At 59.4% G+C, this 19004-nt stretch carries 14 protein-coding genes; 6 read left to right on the forward strand and 8 right to left on the reverse strand.

The features are described 5' to 3' along the window. Positions 1-56: 56 nt before the first annotated feature. On the forward strand, positions 57-1127 hold the full coding sequence (locus tag ACR3E6_RS09890; protein WP_480486939.1) for an SMP-30/gluconolactonase/LRE family protein: 1071 nt from the start codon (positions 57-59) through the stop codon (positions 1125-1127). Positions 1128-1193: 66 nt separating this feature from the next. Next, complete coding sequence (locus tag ACR3E6_RS09895; protein WP_171636928.1) at positions 1194-1976, forward strand: crotonase/enoyl-CoA hydratase family protein; 783 nt, start codon at positions 1194-1196, stop codon at positions 1974-1976. On the opposite strand, the gene ACR3E6_RS09900 is transcribed toward ACR3E6_RS09895, so the two are convergent. The 4 genes from ACR3E6_RS09900 to ACR3E6_RS09915 all read right to left on the reverse strand — a co-directional run bounded on the left by ACR3E6_RS09900 (position 1977) and on the right by ACR3E6_RS09915 (position 7621). Continuing rightward, the gene (locus tag ACR3E6_RS09900) at positions 1977-2309 is read right to left on the reverse strand and encodes a DnaJ family domain-containing protein (RefSeq protein WP_209834987.1); all 333 of its coding nucleotides are present in this window, start codon (positions 2307-2309) and stop codon (positions 1977-1979) included. It lies immediately after the preceding gene. Between the two features lie 40 nt (positions 2310-2349). Continuing rightward, on the reverse strand, positions 2350-3513 hold the full coding sequence (locus ACR3E6_RS09905; protein ID WP_480486942.1) for a benzoate/H(+) symporter BenE family transporter: 1164 nt from the start codon (positions 3511-3513) through the stop codon (positions 2350-2352). 138 nt (positions 3514-3651) lie between these two features. Further along, positions 3652-6813: a valine--tRNA ligase gene (locus ACR3E6_RS09910; RefSeq protein ID WP_480486944.1), complete on the reverse strand. Its 3162-nt coding sequence runs from the start codon at positions 6811-6813 to the stop codon at positions 3652-3654. A gap of 79 nt (positions 6814-6892) precedes the next feature. Then, the gene (locus ACR3E6_RS09915) at positions 6893-7621 is read right to left on the reverse strand and encodes a dienelactone hydrolase family protein (RefSeq protein ID WP_480486946.1); all 729 of its coding nucleotides are present in this window, start codon (positions 7619-7621) and stop codon (positions 6893-6895) included. 113 nt (positions 7622-7734) lie between these two features. Between ACR3E6_RS09915 and ACR3E6_RS09920 the strand changes: the two genes are divergently transcribed. Beyond that, on the forward strand, positions 7735-10026 hold the full coding sequence (locus tag ACR3E6_RS09920; protein ID WP_480486948.1) for a xanthine dehydrogenase family protein molybdopterin-binding subunit: 2292 nt from the start codon (positions 7735-7737) through the stop codon (positions 10024-10026). Next, the gene (locus tag ACR3E6_RS09925; protein ID WP_171724407.1) at positions 10004-11080 is read left to right on the forward strand and encodes a DUF2235 domain-containing protein; all 1077 of its coding nucleotides are present in this window, start codon (positions 10004-10006) and stop codon (positions 11078-11080) included. Before ACR3E6_RS09920 ends, ACR3E6_RS09925 begins: the two co-directional genes overlap by 23 nt. A gap of 313 nt (positions 11081-11393) precedes the next feature. Here the strand turns inward: ACR3E6_RS09925 and ACR3E6_RS09930 are convergent, their stop codons facing one another. Further along, positions 11394-12416: an alpha/beta hydrolase gene (locus tag ACR3E6_RS09930; RefSeq protein ID WP_480486950.1), complete on the reverse strand. Its 1023-nt coding sequence runs from the start codon at positions 12414-12416 to the stop codon at positions 11394-11396. Positions 12417-12656: 240 nt separating this feature from the next. Continuing rightward, complete coding sequence (locus ACR3E6_RS09935; protein ID WP_480486952.1) at positions 12657-13637, reverse strand: alpha/beta hydrolase; 981 nt, start codon at positions 13635-13637, stop codon at positions 12657-12659. A 337-nt stretch (positions 13638-13974) separates the two neighbouring features. On the opposite strand from ACR3E6_RS09935, the gene ACR3E6_RS09940 reads away from it, so the two are divergent. After that, on the forward strand, positions 13975-14607 hold the full coding sequence (locus ACR3E6_RS09940) for a tyrosine-type recombinase/integrase (protein WP_480486954.1): 633 nt from the start codon (positions 13975-13977) through the stop codon (positions 14605-14607). Between the two features lie 1433 nt (positions 14608-16040). Here ACR3E6_RS09940 and ACR3E6_RS09945 read toward each other — a convergent pair. Both ACR3E6_RS09945 and ACR3E6_RS09950 read right to left on the reverse strand, forming a co-directional pair. Beyond that, a protein-coding gene (locus ACR3E6_RS09945; protein ID WP_480486956.1) for an IS3 family transposase occupies positions 16041-17167 on the reverse strand; the annotation gives its coding sequence in 2 pieces (ribosomal slippage) (positions 16041-16903 and positions 16903-17167; 1128 coding nt in all). Positions 17168-17432: 265 nt separating this feature from the next. Continuing rightward, positions 17433-18008, reverse strand: coding sequence for a GcrA family cell cycle regulator (locus ACR3E6_RS09950; RefSeq protein WP_152457300.1), 576 nt, complete (start codon positions 18006-18008; stop codon positions 17433-17435). Positions 18009-18134: 126 nt separating this feature from the next. Between ACR3E6_RS09950 and ACR3E6_RS09955 the strand changes: the two genes are divergently transcribed. Continuing rightward, positions 18135-18938, forward strand: coding sequence for an ABC transporter permease (locus ACR3E6_RS09955; protein WP_480486958.1), 804 nt, complete (start codon positions 18135-18137; stop codon positions 18936-18938). Positions 18939-19004: the final 66 nt, after the last annotated feature.

A 19004-nucleotide genomic window follows, 5' to 3' on the forward strand; every position in this document is an offset into this window, starting at 1 on the left:
CAAGCGCGCACAGGCGTTGGGCGCGCTGGAAAAGAAGTAAGAATAAAGGAGCGCAGATGCGCATTCTCTCGATCGTTGTTCTCCTGGGCCTCGCCTATCTTCTGGTCTGGCCCGTCCCGGTAAAACCTGTCGCCGTCGAAATGCCGGTAGATGCCGGTTTCACAGGTGATTTCGCAGAGAACAACGCGCTGGGCGTCGCGCAGCTGATTCGCCTGCCGGGTGCAGAGATTGGCCCTGAAGACATCGCTTTCATGCCAGATGGCACGATCTACACAACCAGCCTGTCCGGCACTCTCTACCTCATCGACGGGGCGGAACCGGTCGAGGTTGACCAACTTGGCGGTCGTCCCCTCGGCCTCAAGGCCGGACCGGATGGCGCGCTTTTCATCGCTGACAGCTATCGTGGGGTGATGCGTTGGACCGGTCCGGGCACATTGGACACGCTGGTGGGCGACATCAACGGCGCGCCGGTGATCTACGCCAACCAGCTGGATGTGGCGCGGGATGGCACGATCTACTTCTCGAATTCATCTGACCGCTTCGATCCTGAAACCATGGGCGGGACCAAACCGACCTCTGTCCTCACCATCTGGGAACAGTCCGATACGGGTTACGTCGCGCGTCGCACACCCGACGGCCGCACCGAGAAAATCGCCGAGGGCTTTGTCTATACCAACGGTGTCGCGCTTTCACCTGACGAGGATTTTCTGCTGATCGCGGAAACAGGTCGCGCGCGCGTGCACAAGCTGTGGCTGACCGGACCAAATGCAGGGCGGCAAGAGATCCTGCTGGAAAACCTGCCCGGCTATCCCGACAACCTCGAGGCTCAGGGCGACGGCACCTATTGGATGGCCTTCGCCAGCCCGCGTGTCCCGTCCGAGGCGCTGATGCCGTACCCGTTCCTGCGCAAGGTGATCTGGCGATTGGGTCCGGCAGTGCGCCCCGCGCCGATCCATCGCGGCATGATGGTGCAGTTTGATGGCGATGGTACGATCCTGCGCACGCTACAGGACCCGCAAGGCCGCTTGGGCATCACGACCGGCGGTAAGATTGCGGGGGATCAGTTCTATGTCATGACGCTCGATTCCCCGTGGTTCGGGCGAATGCCTGTCAGCGACATGCCCTGACGTCGCAGTGGTATTCCGCAGTCTGTCCGGGCATGTTTGTCACGATTGAATTTCCGGAGGTCCTCCATGTCACGCGTATCCGTTGCCTATCAAGACCACGTTGCCCATGTCACTCTGACCCGAGGCGACAAGATGAATGCGCTGGATGATGCAATGATCAAGGCACTTTTGTCCGCCGGGCAAGAGGTCGCCGCCTCGGATGCCCGTGCCGTGGTCCTGTCCGGCGAAGGCAAAAGCTTTTGCGCCGGGCTCGACATGGCAAGCTTTGCCAAGATGGCCCATATGGACCCCACGGAATGGCTGATGACCCGCAGCCATGAAGACGCCAACGAGATGCAGGAGCTGGCGCTGATCTGGCGTCGCGTTCCGGTTCCGGTGATCTGCGCAATTCAGGGCGTGGCTTATGGCGGTGGCCTGCAAATCGCGCTGGGCGCGGATATCCGTATCGCGCATCCCGAAGCGAAACTGGCCGTGATGGAGATGAAATGGGGCATCATTCCCGATATGGGCGGCATGGTTCTGTTGCCTCGGCTGGTCCGGTCGGACGTGCTGCGGCTGCTGACCTATACGGCTCGCCCGATCGGTGCGCCGCAGGCGGCGGAGTGGGGCCTTGTGACGCAATTGTCCGACGATCCGTTGACCGAAGCGTTGGCCCTAGCCGAAAACATCGCGGGCCAAAGCCCCTCGGCCATCCGTGCTGCCAAGCGTCTGATCGAGGTTGCCGAAACTCAGCCCCGCGCAGACGTTCTGATGGCGGAATCCGCTGAGCAGGTGGAACTGATTGGCAAACCCGACCAGATGGAAGTTGTCATGGCGCAGATGCAGGGCCGCAAGCCCGAGTTCAAATGATCACCGCATGAAGGCCCGCCGCGCGTCGCGGGCCATGTTGTAGCGCATTTCCAGATCGGCGATACGGGCCATTGCGGCTTTGCGCTCGGCGGGGTCCGTCAGGGTCGCATAATCCTGCCGCGCTGTGTCGAGCTGTTTTTTGATGTCGAATTCTTCCGGCAACACGCCTGCCTGCGCCATGATCCGATGGCCGGCGGCGGTGGCCGGATCGCTCAATGCCTCGGATGACCGGTCAGGCAGCGGTTGGCCTTCGCCCTCAAGGCCCTGCAACTGACCCTCGGCTTGGGCTTTCTTGATCTGGCGCTCGACCAGTTTTCCCAACGCTCCAAACATGGCCTCTTCATACTTGCTTTGAAGTGCGGTTTGAACCCGTTTACCGAAAGCGTTGTTTCACAAGATAGGCCATCCCGCCTGCCAGCAAGCCCCAGACGGCCGCACCAAGTCCAAACGCGGTAATGCCGGATGCAGTGATGGCAAAGGTCAGGATGGCCGCTTCGCGCTCGGCCGGAACTTCCAGCGCGGCGGATGTGGCATTGGCCATCACCCCGATCAGCGCAACACCGGTCAGCGTGCCCATCAACAGTGGATCGGCATGAATGGCGAACCCGGTAATCGCCACGGCGAACACCCCGAACAGGCAATAGAACAACCCACCCATCACGGCAGACCAATAGCGTTGCGCGGGGTCGGGGTGGCTGTCCTCGTTCGCGCACATCGCAGCGGTGATCGCCGCAAGGCAGGTGGCGGGGGCACCGAACGGAGAAGACAAGATGCTGGAAATACCCACGGACGAGAACAGCTTGCCGGTCTGCGGCGCATAGCCAAAGCTGCGGATCACCGCGATGCCGGGGATGTTCTGGGTCGCCATCGTGACGATGAACAGCGGCACGGCAATCCCGATGACCGAAGCCGCAGAGAAGCTGGGCGTGGTCCAGACCGGAGCCGCGATCCATTGCGTCGGCGTCAGCGACGCGTCCCCGGCGTTCAGAACGACGACGGCTGCCGCTGCTACGACCGCAGCCGGAACGGCAAACAGGCGGTTGATTCGGCCGGCGATGAACCATGTCAGAATTACCGGCAAGGCTTGCCATGGCAGGTCAACCGCTGCCTGAAAGGGCAATATGCAAAGCGGTAGCAACACGCCCCCCAACATGGCCTGCGCCAGGGTCGTCGGTATCGCCGCAGCCATTCGCCCCAATGGTCGCCACAGCCCGGCCAACACGGTCAAAGCCCCTGCACAAAGGAACGCGCCTGTCGCTTCGGCAAACCCCAGTGCAGGTGTGGCGGAAACCGCCAGCAGGGCCGCACCCGGCGTGGACCAGGCCACGCTGATCGGCTGCCGATACCACAGGCTCAGCACGATGGCGGTCAGGCCCATGGCAATGGCCGCCATCATCAATCCGGACGCCGCCTGCGCCGGGGACGCGCCCATCGCCGCCAACCCTTGCAATACAATCGGGAAAGAGCTGAAAAAGCCGACGATTGCCACAACCAGCCCGGTCGAGACTGTCTGGAACGGTGGGGCTTTGTGCGTCATGACGGCCTCGGGGAAATGTGTTCGCTGATTGCTAACAAGCAGGGGCAGGGTCGGGCAAGGTCTGAACGTGCAAAAGAAAACCCCGCCGTTGTGGTCGCGGCGGGGTTCCGGATTTGAGTATTTGGGAAAAGATGAAGATCAGGCGATTTCGGTCAGTCGGGCCAGCGCCTCGTTCAGTCTCGCTTCTTCCTCTTCGCGGGCGGCGAGGTTGGCTTTGGCCTCTTCCACGACCTCTGCAGGGGCCGAGGCCACGAATTTCGGGTTGTTCAGACGCCCGCGCAGGCCACCAAGTTCCTTGGCCAGCTTGCCCTTGGCCTTTTCCAGCCGTTCCTTTTCCGCTCCGATGTCGATGATATCCGCCAGCGGCAGGCCAAAGGACGCTCCGGGCGCCGCGATAGAGATGGTGCCCTTGGGCAGCGTGTCGGCTTTGGTCAGGCTGTCGATCCGGGCCAGTCGCTTGATCAGCGCCTCGTTCCGGTCCCAGGCGGCCTGGCCGTGGGCGTCGATCTCGGTCACCAGCATCGGCACGTACAGACCGGCCGGAACGCGCATCTGGGCGCGGGCCGAACGGGTGTTCTCGATCACCGAGATCACCCAGTTCATTTCGCGATCCGCGGCGGCATCAACCAGTTCGGCGGCGGCATAGGTCGGCCAGTCGGCATGCACCAGCATCTTGGCGCGGGTGCCGGTCAGGCCCCACAGCTCCTCGGTGATGAATGGCATGATCGGGTGCAGCAGGACCAGGCACTGATCCAGAACCCAGCGCATGGTGGCGCGGGTTTCAGCCTGGGCCTCGGCGTCATCGCCTTGCAGCAGAGGTTTGGACAGTTCCACATACCAGTCACAGACCTTGCCCCAGACAAAGGCATAAAGCCCGTTGGCTGCATCGTTGAAGCGATAGCTATCCAGCGCCGCGTCGACCTCTTCGCGCACGCGGGCAGTTTCACCGATGATCCAGCGGTTCACGGCGGCTTTGGGCTTCAGATCAGCCACATCCAATTGCGGCACGGCGTCGGTGAAAACCTCGTTCATCTCGGCAAAGCGGACGGCGTTCCACAGCTTGGTGCCAAAGTTGCGATAACCGGTGATGCGTTCGCGGGACAGTTTCAGCACCCCGCCAATCGCCGCCATCGACGCGTTGGTAAAGCGCAGCGCGTCGGCACCGAACTCGTCCACAATCTCCAGCGGGTCGATGACGTTGCCGGTGGTCTTGGACATCTTCTTGCCCTTCTCGTCGCGGACGAGCTGGTGCAGATATACGGTGTGGAACGGGATCTGATCGACCACGGCCAGCTGCATCATCATCATCCGGGCGACCCAGAAGAACAGGATGTCGAAACCGGTGATCAGAACATCGGTCGGGAAGTAGCGCTGCAACTCTTCGGTCTGTTCGGGCCAGCCCAGCGTGCCGATGGGCCACAGGCCAGAGGAGAACCACGTGTCCAGCACGTCAGGGTCGCGCCACACCGGGTAAACCAGCTTGGTCGGATCCTGTTCAACGGCGTACTGCGCCAGGCTTTCGGCGAACCGATGGATCGCCTCCTGCTTGTCGGCGACTTCGATCACGGTCGCGTGGCTCAGAGGGCTGGGAATGTCCGCATTGTCGTCCAGGAACTTTTCGGTAACGGCCTCGAAACTCGCGGCACATTCCATGACATTGCCACGATGCAGCATGCCGCCTTCGTTCAGCAAACGACCCAATTCAACCAGATCAAGGTCGCCATCATTCTCGTCGTCAATGAAGTCTTCTGCGGACAGGTCTAGACCATACCAAACCGGAATCTGATGCCCCCACCACAGTTGGCGGCTGATGCACCAGGGTTCGATATTTTCCAGCCAGTGGTAATAGGTCTTCTCGCCCGACTCGGGGATGATCTTGACCGTGCCGTCCTTGACCGCGTCCAGCGCAGGGCCGACGACCTTGGCGGCATCGACGAACCACTGATCGGTGAACATCGGCTCGATCACCACCTTCGACCGGTCGCCGAAGGGCTGCATGATCGGTTTGCTCTCGACCAGCGGAACTAGCGTGTCGGCGCCTTCCTGATCCGGCTTCAACGCGGTTGATCCCAGGCGCGGATCATCCGCGCGGGCCATCACGGCCAGACCATCGGCGGTGATCTCTTCCACCACCTTGGCCCGCGCTTCGAACCGGTCGAGGCCACGCAGATGATCCGGCACCAGATTGATCGCGTCGATCTCGTTCTCGGTGAACGCGCGCCCACGCGCATAGTCCTGCGCCTTGCCTGCCTCTTCGGCATAAGGGGCCCCATCGGCCCGCATCGCGCCCTTGGTGTCCATCAGGCGGTACATCGGAATGCCGCCGCGCTTGGCGACCATGTTGTCATTGAAGTCATGCGCGCCGGTGATCTTCACCGCGCCCGAGCCGAAATCGGGGTCGGGGTAGTCGTCGGTGATGATCGGGATCTGGCGGCGATGCTCTTTCGGTCCAACCGGGATTTCGCACAGCTTGCCGACGATCGGCGCATAGCGTTCGTCCGAGGGGTGCACCGCGACCGCGCCGTCGCCCAGCATGGTCTCGGGGCGGGTCGTGGCGATGGAAATGTAATCCCGCTCTTCCTCAAGGATGACGTTCCCGTCCTCGTCTTTTTCAACGTAAGTGTACGTCTCACCCCCGGCCAGCGGGTACTTGAAGTGCCACATGTGGCCGGCGACCTCGATATTCTCGACCTCGAGGTCCGAGATCGCGGTTTCGAAATGCGGATCCCAGTTGACCAGCCGCTTGCCGCGGTAGATCAGGCCCTTGTCGTACATGTCGACAAAAACCTTGATGACCGCGTCGTGGAAGTTGGGGCTGTTTTCATGGCCCGTGCGCGGGTCGCCCGCTGCACCGGCCATGGTAAAGGCGTTGCGCGACCAGTCGCAGGAGGAGCCGAGGCGTTTCAGCTGCTCGATGATGGTGCCGCCGTATTCACCCTTCCATTCCCAGACTTTCTCCAGAAACTTTTCGCGGCCCAATTCGTTGCGGCTGGGTTGTTGCGTGGCGGCCAGCATCTTTTCGACCTGCATCTGGGTTGCGATGCCGGCGTGGTCCTGGCCGGGCTGCCACAACGTGTCAAAGCCACGCATGCGGTGCCAGCGGATCAGGATGTCCTGAAGGGTGTTGTTGAACGCATGGCCCACATGCAGAGCACCGGTCACGTTCGGCGGCGGGATCATGATGCAAAAGCTCTCGTCGCGCGAACGGTTCGCGCCTGCCTTGAAGGCTCCGGCCTGTTCCCAGGCCTTGTAGATCCGGGCCTCGGCCTCGGCCGCGTTGAATGTCTTTTCCATCGCCATGGGATGCGTCCTGCGTCAACAAATTCGGGTCAGCGCCTGCAATAGCGAATGCGCGCGGCAAGGGGAAGGCCTAGTGCGCCTAAGCCACGCCAAAGCGTGCTTTGAAATAGGCGTCAACGCGTTGATAGGCGGGTTCATGGAAATCCAGCGTCAGCAGCGAATGATCCTTGCCGGGATATTCGACGGTTTCCAGCAGATTGCCGAATGCCTGTTCAAGCGCCTGCATCAGTTTCTTTGGTGCAAGCTTGTCTTCGGAGTACCGCATCGCCAGACCGGGGCCTTTCGCGGCCATACCCGCAGAGGCCGCGCCGATGTCTTCAGCGCTCATGTGCAGATGGCGACCCCCGAGGATCGGCAGCGCAGGTTGGCTGGCTACCCCGCCCAGAACGGCGTCTTCGGCCATGAGGGTCAGGGCGAAACTGCCGGTCAGGCACATGCCGATGACGCCCACACCGGCGCTGTTTTCGCGTTGCTTGATCTCACGGGTCAGGGCGCGCATCCATCCTGCAATGGGGCTCTGCTTGCCACGGGCGAAAATGTTGAACTCGCGCCGCACGCAGAACAACCGGGCCATGTTCTTGGCCATTTCAACCTTGCCATATGTTCCAAACAAATGAGGCAGGTAGACGCGAAAGCCGGATGCGTTGAGCTTGGCGGACAACGCCAGCGTTTCGGGCCCGATCCCGGGCAGTTCCTGAAGGATCAGGATCGGTGGGCCTTCGCCGCCGACATAAACGTCATGTGTGGTCGACTGCCCGCTGGTCATCGGGGCGGAGAAGGGAAAAACGGTATCATGCGTCCAGCTCATGGCCCAAGGCTAGCCGAACATCCTTTGCGCGCAAACGAATTTCAGTGAACTCCGCTGGACATCGCCTGGTCGCGGGCTAGGCTCGCCCCTGAGACCGCGCAGGAGGGCCACCCATGGAAAAGTTCGGCAGAAGCCAGCCGGTGAAACGGACCGAGGATCAACGGTTCCTGACCGGGCAGGGGCGTTACATGGATGATGCGGTGCCCGGGAACGCTTTGTTTGCCGCATTCTTCCGCAGCCCGGTGGCGCATGGTGACATCACGTCTCTGGATGTCGAGGCCGCACGGGCTGCCGACGGCGTTCGGCTGGTCATGACGCTGGACGATCTGGCAGCTTCGGGCATCGACACGGTGCTAAACGCTGCCGTTTTACAAAACCGCGATGGATCGAAGGCCGCTGCGCCCGATCGGCACATGCTGGCCAGGGATCGCGTGCGTTTCGTGGGCGAGCCGGTGGCGGTTGTTATCGCGGATACGCTGGCACAAGCGCAGGACGCGGTCGAGTTGATTTGGATGGACACGGAAGAGCGCCCTGCCAGGCTGGACGTGAAGGCAGGCGGTGAGATCCTGCACGCGGAAGCGCCCGAGAACCGTGCTTTCGATTGGGGGCTGGGCGACGAAACCGCGACCCAGGCTGCCTTTCAGGCGGCCGCGCATACGGTGTCGCTGAACGTCGCCGACAACAGGGTCATCATTAGTTCGCTGGAGCCGCGCGGATGTCAGGCGAACTGGTCCAAGGGGCGCCTGCATTTTTCTTACGGAGGTCAGGGCGTTTGGGCGATGAAGGCCCAACTGGCGCAAAAACTGAAACTGGATGCGGACAACATACGCGTCACGACCCCGGATGTGGGTGGTGGTTTCGGTATGAAAGTGATGCCATACCCCGAATATTTCTGCGTTTCCGTGGCGGCGATGAAGCTGGGTCAGCCGGTGCACTGGATGTCCGACCGGTCCGAGGCGATGCTTTCCGATCACCAGGGCCGCGACCTGACCTCGCTGGCCGAGCTGGCCTTTGACGCCGATCACAAGATCACCGCCTATCGCGTCCACAGCAAGGTGAACCTTGGCGCCTATAACAGCCACTTCGGTCAGGCGATCCAGACCAGCCTGTTCAGCAAAGTGCTGATGGGTGTCTATGACGTCCAGGCCACCTATTTGCGGGTCGAAGGCTTTTATACGAACACGACGCAGGTGGATGCGTATCGCGGTGCGGGCCGCCCCGAGGCGATTTACGTGCTTGAACGCGCGATGGACCGCGCCGCGCGCGAACTGGGCGTTGACCCGTGGGAACTGCGGCGCAAGAATTTCATCCGCGCTGGCGACTTCCCCTACACCACTTCCACCGGCGAAACTTATGATGTCGGCGATTTCGACATGGTTCTCACCCGCGCGGCCGACCAGACCACAGGGTTCGAGGCCCGCAAAGCTGCGGATGCCGAACGCGGTCTGATCCGGGGGCAGGGTCTCTGTTACTATATCGAAAGCATTTTGGGGGACCCTTCCGAAAACGCGAAGGTCGCGTTTTGCGAGGATGGAACGGTGAATCTTTACGTCGGCACACAATCGAACGGGCAGGGGCATGAGACGGTCTACGCCCAGTTCCTGTCAGATCAGACGGGTATCCCCATGGACAAGATCACCGTCATTCAGGGCGATACCGACCGGCTTGCCCATGGCGGCGGCACTGGCGGGTCCCGCTCGGTCACGGTGCAAAGCACGGCCACCCTGGCCACGATTGACAAGATGATCGCCGCATTCACGCCTTATCTAGCCGATAAGATGGGGGTCGAGGACAGTGATGTGCATTTTGACCACGAGACATTCCGAGCGCCGGGCTCCAACCTGACGCCGACCCTGACCGAAGCTGCCGAGATGGCGCGTGCCGATGGTCGAACGGATCTGCTGCAACATGAGGCCCGCGCAAACCTGGATGCGCGCAGCTATCCGAACGGCGCGCATGTTGCCGAAGTCGTGATCGATTCTTGCACCGGCGAAACCTGGGTGGACCGGTACACCGTGGTTGACGATTTTGGTAATCTTATCAATCCGATGCTGGCAGAAGGGCAGGTGCATGGCGGGGTGGTGCAGGGTATCGGCCAGGCGCTGACCGAACATGTCGTGCACGATGCACATGGGCAACTGCTCACGGCTTCGTTTCTGGATTACGCCTTGCCCCGTGCAACCGACATACCCATGATTAAGTTTACCTCGGCGCCGGTTCCGTCAACCTCGAACCCGATGGGGATGAAAGGGTGTGGCGAGGCTGGCACCGTGGGCGCGCTGGCCGCTGTGGCAAACGCGGTTCAGGATGCGCTCTGGGATCATGGGGTGCGGCAGGCGGACATGCCTTTCACACCTCACAAAGTATGGGAATTGCTGACGCATGAATCTGTCGCGGCTGAGTAGAAAGGTTCTGGGATGGCTCGGGCGCCCTTTGCGGTCCGAGCATTCCGCCGAGACGCGGCACCGCGAACCGATCAGCCATGTCATCATCCTTGATGGCACCATGTCCACTCTGGAACCGGGGTTTGAAACCCACGCCGGTCAGACATTTCGCCTGTGCTGCGAGATGGGCAGCAAGGTTTCGGTGTTCTACGAGGCAGGCGTGCAGTGGGAAAGCTGGAAGTCCTCGCTGGACGTGATGATGGGCAGGGGCATCAACCGCCAGATCCGTCGCGCCTATGGGTATTTGGCGTCCCGCTACAAGCCGGGCGACAAGATCTTTTTCATCGGTTATTCGCGCGGTGCCTATGGCGTGCGCAGTCTGGCCGGTGTGATCGACATGATCGGCCTGCTCAAGGCGGAACACGCCACTGAACGAAACATACTGCAAGCGTATCGCCACTATGAATGCAATCCAGAGGGCATCGCCGCCAGCGAATTCCGCCGACGTTTCTGCCACGAAGGGGTCGAGATCGAGATGGTCGGCGTCTGGGACACGGTCAAGGCGCTGGGTTTGCGTTTGCCGCTGCTGTGGCGTAGGGCCGAAGAGAAGCACGCCTTTCACAACCATCAGCTGGGCCCGGTCACCCGCCACGGGTATCACGCTTTGGCGCTGGATGAGACGCGCGAAGTGTTCGAACCAGTTCTGTGGACCTGCACGCCCGAGTTCAAGGGCCATGTGGAGCAGGTCTGGTTCCGCGGAACCCATGGCGACATAGGTGGCCAATTGAACGGCTACGAAGAGGCGCGGCCGCTGAGCAACATTTCCCTGATCTGGATGCTGGACAAGGCGGAATTGCACGGTCTGCCTTTGCCCGACGGCTGGCGCGATCGGTTTCCCATTGATCCCCATGCTCCGTCGGTTGGCACATGGCGCGGCTGGGGTAAGATTTTCCTGCTGCGAAAGCATCGCAAGGTCGGGCAGGACCCGTCAGAACGCCTGCATGTTTCAGTTTCGCCGGACGAACTGCCCGGATGGGTCGCGATGCCGAACCTGCCGACACATCCCGCGCAGTGAAAGGCTACAATGTGCCGGTGACTCCAAGATCACCGGTACTTCACTGTCAGGTTCGAGCCCAACTTGTAAATTCGAATTTCTTGGTACGTGCGCACGCAGCACCAGAAATGCTGCATGCGCGTGAATTTCGGTGCCGCCGCGCAGCGGAAGGACCAGTCATTCATGTTGACCGCAGCGAGGAACAGACGCCGAATTCACCAGGAGCGGGACTTTGCTGCCGTTCTCGTCATTCACTCGTTTGCGGAAATCCGAAATTGCTGAAGTTCGTCTGAACTCGTGAATGCTTTCGGTTTTTGTAGATGCCGGGGGACCCTTACTTTGAACCCAAGTGCACATCAAGGAATGATATGATCCGGTCTCCCAAAGACATTCGAGTGCCATCGTCACCCAGCGATACAGCATTGTGCGGATAAAAATGGGCAAATCCCGGAACCCATGACAGTGAGTATTCCACACCGGCTTCCCTCAAAAGCGACACAACTCCCGGCAGGTCACTTAACTGCGTGTGTTCGTCGAATTGAGAGTACGCCAGTAGTGTGGGTGGCAAATCAGGGTGGTCCATCACCGCTTCATGCTCGAAGAGAATGTTCGGCCCGGACAGCGGAAAAATCGCGGCAAGTGGGGCGTCCATACCAATTCCGACGTTGAGTGTAATTCCGCCACCGGCCGAATGCCCGCCCATTGCAATGCGCTCAGGATCGATATTGAAGCGCTCCGCGTTCTCAATGACAAATTCGAGGGCGAGGTTGGCATCTTCCGCACCAGCCAGCCCGGCTTTCCACAGATAAAGCCTGTCTTCGGGTCTGTTCTCTAGCCGTGGCAATCCCATTGCATTCCGAGCCCGAACTGTCGCCTCAAACACCTGCGGCGTGATGTAGGCGTCAACATCGGCAATCAGGTTCCCTTCCCCCGGCGCTAAAGCAGGCTCAGGGTATTCGGTGGCAAGCCGATACTCGATAACAAAAACAACGTAGCCAAGCGGCGCAAGCAACCGCGCATAATCTTCCGGGCGCGAGTGCACAGCGGCCTCTAGCCGAAAGGGTTCTATACGTCTTCCACCGCGGTGATGCGCGCCACCATGCACGTATATTACCGCCGGATGCGGGCCGTCTGAAACTGACGCAGCCTTGGTGTAGTCCGCGTTGGCAGCAGAGGGTGAATAGACGTCCATCCGCAGTTCCCGCTCTGTCTGAATACCATCAGGCGCGATTTTTCCTGTCCCGTAAACAACGTCGAGCTCAGTTTCGTATCCAAACACCTGATCAGCGTTGCCAGATTTGGCGGCTGAAAAAAGCAGCAAAGCGGCTACAGACAGCCAGACGCTTTTACGGATCATTGAATCCTCCAATCGAAAGTAAAGTGTGCTGGTTCGCAACGCTGTCGGCACTTCTGAATGAAGTGGTCGTCGGTACTTTGCCTCTGATTTGTCAAAGCGTCGAAATAGTTATGAAGATTGAAGCAAATAACCGTCGCAAAGTGCTCTACTGCCTGAAGAGCGTTGCAAAGTTCTCTTTGGTATGCGCTGTAAATACAGTCACTAGCAGAAACTGCCGAAGGCGAATGTGCAAGCCGCACTTCAGCGATCATCGGCAAAGGAGCGGTCAAGGAAGGCTGCAATCCGACCTTCTATCGACACACTCACCGCATCGCCGCCCAGACTGGCAGCACCAGCAGGGTAAAAATGGCCAAACCCGGGAACCCATGCGAACTCATAGTCAACGCCGACTTTTTCATAATGCTGGATGAGTTCAGGCACAGAGGATAGCGCGCCAGGAAGATCATATTGCCCCATAAACATCAAAGTCGGTGGTGTTACTGAGGTCGATGTCACGGTCTTTTTCACGTCAAAGCCCGCATCGGTTCCGGAAAGTAAAAAGACACCTGCAACGGGGACGCCCATGCCATAAGCGACGTTCCAGGACGTCACCGCGCCTGCTGAAAAACCTCCCAGAACGATACGGTTTGGATCGATCTGGTATGTCCCGGCTGCCTTGCGAATGTGTAAAACGGCTGTGCGCAGGTCTTCAGCGGCGGCGACTACGCCATCAACCATTGTCTTTTTTTGATCCGGAATCGCGAAATCTATCGGCGGCAGGTTCATCGTCCCCCGAATGTAATTGGCTTGAGGTAAAAGCGGTAACAGACTTTCAGGATCTATCCAGTCTTCTTGGTAGCCCTCGCCGGACAGCACCGGGCGTTCCGTTGTAAGCCGATAATCAATCGCAAAGCAGGTATAACCTCTCGCAGCAAATCGGCGGCAATAGTTGCCCATCGAGGTGTCCTGCGCACCTCCGGATTGAAATGTCAGACGTGGACTGCCGCGATGGAAAGCCCCGCCGAAAGTAAGGATCACAGCTGGCCGTGGCTCGGTAGCATTTTCGGCGGGATAGTAGACGTCCATCCACAGATCCCGCGATACTTGCGTCCCGTCCTTCGTCACGAGGCCCGCGCCGTAGATCACATCAGCCTCCAGAGTGTATGTCTCCGCTGGTGCCTCCTGCGCGAGCAGAGGAGCACCTCCCGGAGCAGGAAAAAGGAGTGCAGCGACCAAAGCCATCAAATTGAAGTTTCGCAATTTGCTCACTTGGCGCCTCGATCGAATGATAAATTGAACTGCCCGAAGCTTTTCACGCAGGTGCGTAAATTCGGACGGCGATCGCAAACACGCTAAATGAGGAGACCCGATCGCACAACTGGCAGGCAGAATAATTCGCTGGCTGCGAATGCAAAGTGTATAGATTAAGTAATTCTGCTTTGGGCTCTCTACTGCCCAATGCGTCTGCGGCGTTCGCCAATGAAACAGCAAGCTTATAACGGCCATTCAAACCACCAGCAAACTGAGGCGCCAGCGCTGTGCATAGTCAGGGTTTGGCGGGAGGATTGGAGGGCGCACAATGCCAAGAGTCCAACTTCCCGCTGTCACCCCGAAACGAAGAGCCTGGCACAAGGGCCGGATCATCGGCCAGAAACGGCCGCTTTGGCCGAAACAGGTCTGGGCGATCCGCGCGCGGCTCGAGCTGGCGGGCAACCTGCGCGATCTTGCGCTGTTCAGTGCGGCCATTGATAGCAAGCTTCGCGGATGCGATTTGGTGAAACTGGCCGTCGCCGACCTGGTAAAGGATGATCGCGTTCGCGAACGCGTGTCCGTGATCCGGAGCAAAACCAAGCGGCCTGTTCAGTTTGAACTTTCTGAAAACACGCGGGATACCATTGCCGCATGGATCAAGTCACCGGAGATGCTCGGCTGCCATTTCATGTTTCCCAGCAGGTTTCATGACCGCCCGCATATCTCAACACGCCAATATGGCCGGCTTGTGAATGATTGGGTGGCCGCGATTGGGCTGGAACCCAGCGGATACGGCACCCATTCGCTGCGCCGGACCAAAGCAGCGGAAATCTACCGCAAAACCGGAAATCTCAGGGCAGTTCAACTCCTGCTCGGGCACACAAAGGTTGACAGCACTGTCAGATATCTTGGTGTCGAACTTGAAGATGCGTTGAGCATCGCCGAGCAAGTCGACATTTGAACCAGGTTGGCGGGCGGCACTTGCCGTTCGCCAACTCAGACCAGACCTACGGTCGCACCGCGGCAGTGGTTCGGTTCGAGCCCACTTTGACCGATGCTGATCGATGCCCCCATGACAGTAATGCGCAGAAATCTGACTTTGCAAAGATGCCGTTCATGCTTTTGCTCGCCTAACCAGACCGGCCCAGATAGCCGGAGGCCCATCTTGGAAGTGCGGCACTATAGATTGTTGGCCTATTTGAAAAAACTTAGGTACTGAGCAGTGTTGTGCTACGTCAGCCAACGTTAGTGCTAGGGGAATAAGGGCAGTACAAGCTCCAACAAATCAGACGATTTTGGACGAACTATTGGTCGATTAACATCATTGTCCGAGCGATAGCTGCCAGACAAGCTTCAGCGCTGTTTTCGTTTAACCGAAATAATGCACCCAGAGTGTTTTGGATGCCGTGCTGGTACATCCCGCGCCATAGCGTCCACGTTTCCGAGGTGCCGCAACGCTCCGTTGTTCAGCAACACACCATGCCCTGCATCGTAACGGCGCTGTCCAAATCCGCTGGCAACGCATTCCCAGTTTTCCTTTGCCGCTGCGTTGCGGAACCTGGGTAAGTCGTGCGGGTCATGCCGTCCAGGTGTTGCTGCGACATGATCGAGTTTTTTTGAATTGCTTTGGTGGGTCAAATGGTGGGTAACTTGTGTTGTGCCAGTTGGCTGGACAGTACCGGTTGTCGGCCTTGGCTTTGGGCGCATAACTGTCACTACGCCTTGTGGTTTCGGATGTCCTGGGACGGCCATATGAGTTGCCGTAGGTTTTGGAGTCAACTGTGGAACCTGACCAGGAACCGCTGTGGGAACCTGATTGGGAGTCGCGGTTGGGACGAGCGGTGGCACAGCAGTTTGACCGTTAGGTTGAGGCGGAACCTGGCCTGGGACAGCTATCGGAACTTGATTGGGAGTTGCAGTCGGAACTTGCGGCGGCACAGCAGTCGGTCCGGTAGCCAACGGCGGAACCTGATTGGGAACGGCTGTCGGAACCCGGTTTGGTGTCGGGTTTGGCACTAATGGCGGAGCTAGTGTCGGCGCTACGATCGGCGTTGGCACCTGACCGGGTACCGCTACTGGTGCCGCGATAGGAACCTGACCGGGAATTGCGTTCGGGACCGCGCCCGGTGCAAGGACCGGCACTGTGACGGACGTGGGCGTTTGCGGCGTTCCTCGAGGTGGCAACTGATTTGCCACCGGCTGCGTTGGGCCGGTAATTTGATTGCCTGCCCCTTGCCCACCGGCCTGCCCGCATCCTTGGCTCGACTGGTGTGGGTTCCCTACGCCTCGGCACCATCCGTAGTGATTTCCGCGGGCAAAGACCTGAGTAGCGGCCAGTTCAGCAAACAAACAAGCTCAGGTGATCAGCCCCACTTGTGTGGTCCAAGTTGATTGTTAGTGCATGACCGGCCTTTGGTCCATTTGAACGATGGTTTCCGGGGCCGGCGGTTTATATCCCAGAGCACTGTGCGGGCGTTTTGTGTTGTAGTGTTTCCTCCATTCTTCGATCAAAATCTGCGCTTCTCTTAGACAGTAGAAGACTTCTCCATTCAGGAACTCATCTCTGAACCGCGCATTGAAACTTTCACAGTAACCGTTCTCCCATGGGCTGCCTGGCTCGATGTATGCGGTCTTTGCTCCAACTGCATTGATCCAGTCTTGCACCGCCACGGCAATGAACTCAGGGCCATTGTCGGAGCGAATGTAGCTTGGCACACCGCGCATGATGAACAGGTCACTCAGCACGTCGATGACATCGCTGGAGTTCAGCTTGCGGTCCACACGGATCGCCAAGCACTCCCGGCTGTACTCATCGATGACGTTGAGCGTGCGGAATGCCTTTCCGTCATCCGTTCGACAATGCACGAAGTCATAGCTCCAGACATGGTTTCGATGCTCCGGCCGCAGCCGAACACACGATCCATCATTTAACCAGAGCCGCCCCTTCTTTGGTTGTTTCATTGGCACTTTCAGCCCCGCCCGACGCCAAAGCCTTTCGACACGCTTGTCATTCACCTGCCAGCCCGCATCTCTCAGCAAAGCCGCGATCCGGCGATAACCGTAGCGGCCATACTGGCGGGTCAATTCTATCATGTCCGCCACCAGGCGCTTCTCGTCAGCTCGACCTTTCGGCAGCTTTCGCTGTGTGGATCGGTGCTGTTTCAGGACGCGACACGCCCGGCGTTCTGAGACACGCAGTTTGTGGCGCACATGGTTGATGCAGGCACGGCGACGGGCGGGGCTCAGTAGTTTCCCTTGGCCGCCTCCGTCAGGATCAGTTTGTCCAGGGTAAGATCCGAGACGACCTTTCGAAGACGCTCATTCTCTTTTTGAAGGCGCTTGAGTTCCTTCAATTGATCCGTACCCATTCCGCCGTACTTCTTCTTCCAGCGATAATAGGTCTGTTCAACAACACCAATCTGCCGGATCGCATCCAGACGGGACATGCCTTGCCCCATCAATATCTCGACCCGCCGCAACTTCGAGACAATCTCTTCCGGCCTCGGTCGCTTGTTCGCCATGTGGTTCCTCCGTTTTCATAACCATAACGGCGGACCACTTCAGAGGGGGAGGATCAGAAAGCGATGAGCCTACGGCAACTTTTTCCGCAAAGCTGACGCTCCGAACTAAAACACCCTCGCAGCATTCAGCGAGGGTGTTTTCTTTGTAAGAACCCGTTACGCCTTGCGTCGTTCTTGACTATGCAACGTCTCCGGTAGAGGCGTGGCGAAATGCCTGCGCCCTTTTCACGTTCCATAGACATGATTTAGGTTCTTGTGTTCGCAATTACCGCCGACGATCCCTGCGCGAGCTCATCGGCTGGAAGGCCACTCCCACATGCGCCTCGCAATAGGGTTTGCCCGCCTCAACCGGAAGGCCGCAGAACCAGAAATCCTCGGTCGCGGGGTCGCCCACGGGCCATTTGCATGTCTTCTCGGTCAATTCCATCAAAGTCAGCTTCTTGGCTTTCTTTTCAACCTCGTTGACCTTGGCCAGCGCCTCGGGGCTGATCTCATTGGCCGATGGCTGCGGTGGCAGCGGCTGACCGGCGGGGATGATCTGACGGCGGGCCGGAACGACCGGTTTCGCCTCGGCGGTCGGGGCCGGGGCCGGACGCGCCGGTTCGGTCTTGGGTGCAGGTTTGGGCTTGGCCTCGGCCTTGGGGGCGGGCGCCGGTTTTTCTTTCGGTTCCGCCTTGGCCGGGGATGCGCCTGCCGTCCGGTTCGACAGGCCCAGGCGGTGCACCTTGCCGATCACCGCATTGCGGGTCACGCCACCCAGTTCCTTGGCAATCTGGCTGGCCGACTGGCCTTCGCCCCACATCTTCTTCAGCAGTTCAACACGCTCGTCTGTCCAGGACATCGTTAGCCTTTCAAAAGCGGAAAGCGGCCCCGGATTCGGGCCGCCTTGGGAATTCGTCTCAGCCCCCTATTCTAAACACTGCTGCCCGAGTTACAAGCTGTCTTCGAATCAGCTTGAGGGCAAATCATGCAAAATCCCGCAGATCAGACCGCGCGTCGCTTCGGAGCAGTCAACTGGATGGGCCTGTACACGCTGGCGCAGCGCGAAACCCTGCGTTTTCTGGCCGTCTGGACGCAGACGGTTCTGGCACCTCTGGTTACGGCGGGGCTGTTCCTGTTGATCTTCACCATCGCCATCGGACCCAGCCGGCCCGATATCATGGGTGTGCCGTTTGTGATGTTTCTGGCACCGGGGATCATGATGATGACGGTGATCCAGAATGCCTTTGCCAATACCTCGTCCTCGATGGTGATCGCCAAGGTGCAGGGCAATATCGTCGATACTTTGATGCCGCCGCTGTCACCGCTCGAGATTCTGCTGGGTTACCTCGCGGGTGGTATTGCCCGAGGCGTGATGATCGCACTGGTGATCTCGATTGCGTTTTTGGTCTTGCTCTCCATTGCGCCTCAGCACCCCCTGATCGCGCTGACCTTTGTTGTTCTGGGTGGGGCATTCATGGGCGCGTTGGGCCTGTTTGCCGGTATCTTCGCCAACAAGTTCGACCAGATGGCAGCAATCAACAACTTTATCGTCACGCCGCTGGCCTTCCTGTCGGGCACGTTCTACTCGGTCGAGGCGCTGCCGCCCGTGCTGAACCGCCTGACCCACCTGAACCCGGTGTTCTATCTGATAGATGGTTTGCGCTACGGAATGATCGGAGTATCCGACAGCTCTCCGTGGCTGGGAATGGCGGTTTGTACGTTTGCAACACTCGTGATCGGAACCATCACCTGGCTGATGCTGCGCACCGGATATCGCCTCAAGGCTTAGGCTGGCCCAGCCATCACGACCGGTTGCAAGGGCCGGGGCCGGGATGCAGGCGCACCCGTTTCCGCC

It is taken from the genome of Ruegeria sp. AL3 (assembly GCF_056536065.1).

Coding starts and splice junctions, on each gene's coding strand:
- ACR3E6_RS09890 (WP_480486939.1), top strand. CDS start 57: ATGCGCATTCTCTCGATCGTTGTTCTCCTGGGCCTCGCCTATCTTCTG.
- ACR3E6_RS09895 (WP_171636928.1), top strand. CDS start 1,194: ATGTCACGCGTATCCGTTGCCTATCAAGACCACGTTGCCCATGTCACT.
- ACR3E6_RS09900 (WP_209834987.1), bottom strand. CDS start 2,309: ATGTTTGGAGCGTTGGGAAAACTGGTCGAGCGCCAGATCAAGAAAGCC.
- ACR3E6_RS09905 (WP_480486942.1), bottom strand. CDS start 3,513: ATGACGCACAAAGCCCCACCGTTCCAGACAGTCTCGACCGGGCTGGTT.
- ACR3E6_RS09910 (WP_480486944.1), bottom strand. CDS start 6,813: ATGGCGATGGAAAAGACATTCAACGCGGCCGAGGCCGAGGCCCGGATC.
- ACR3E6_RS09915 (WP_480486946.1), bottom strand. CDS start 7,621: ATGAGCTGGACGCATGATACCGTTTTTCCCTTCTCCGCCCCGATGACC.
- ACR3E6_RS09920 (WP_480486948.1), top strand. CDS start 7,735: ATGGAAAAGTTCGGCAGAAGCCAGCCGGTGAAACGGACCGAGGATCAA.
- ACR3E6_RS09925 (WP_171724407.1), top strand. CDS start 10,004: ATGAATCTGTCGCGGCTGAGTAGAAAGGTTCTGGGATGGCTCGGGCGC.
- ACR3E6_RS09930 (WP_480486950.1), bottom strand. CDS start 12,416: ATGATCCGTAAAAGCGTCTGGCTGTCTGTAGCCGCTTTGCTGCTTTTT.
- ACR3E6_RS09935 (WP_480486952.1), bottom strand. CDS start 13,637: ATGGCTTTGGTCGCTGCACTCCTTTTTCCTGCTCCGGGAGGTGCTCCT.
- ACR3E6_RS09940 (WP_480486954.1), top strand. CDS start 13,975: ATGCCAAGAGTCCAACTTCCCGCTGTCACCCCGAAACGAAGAGCCTGG.
- ACR3E6_RS09950 (WP_152457300.1), bottom strand. CDS start 18,008: ATGTCCTGGACAGACGAGCGTGTTGAACTGCTGAAGAAGATGTGGGGC.
- ACR3E6_RS09955 (WP_480486958.1), top strand. CDS start 18,135: ATGCAAAATCCCGCAGATCAGACCGCGCGTCGCTTCGGAGCAGTCAAC.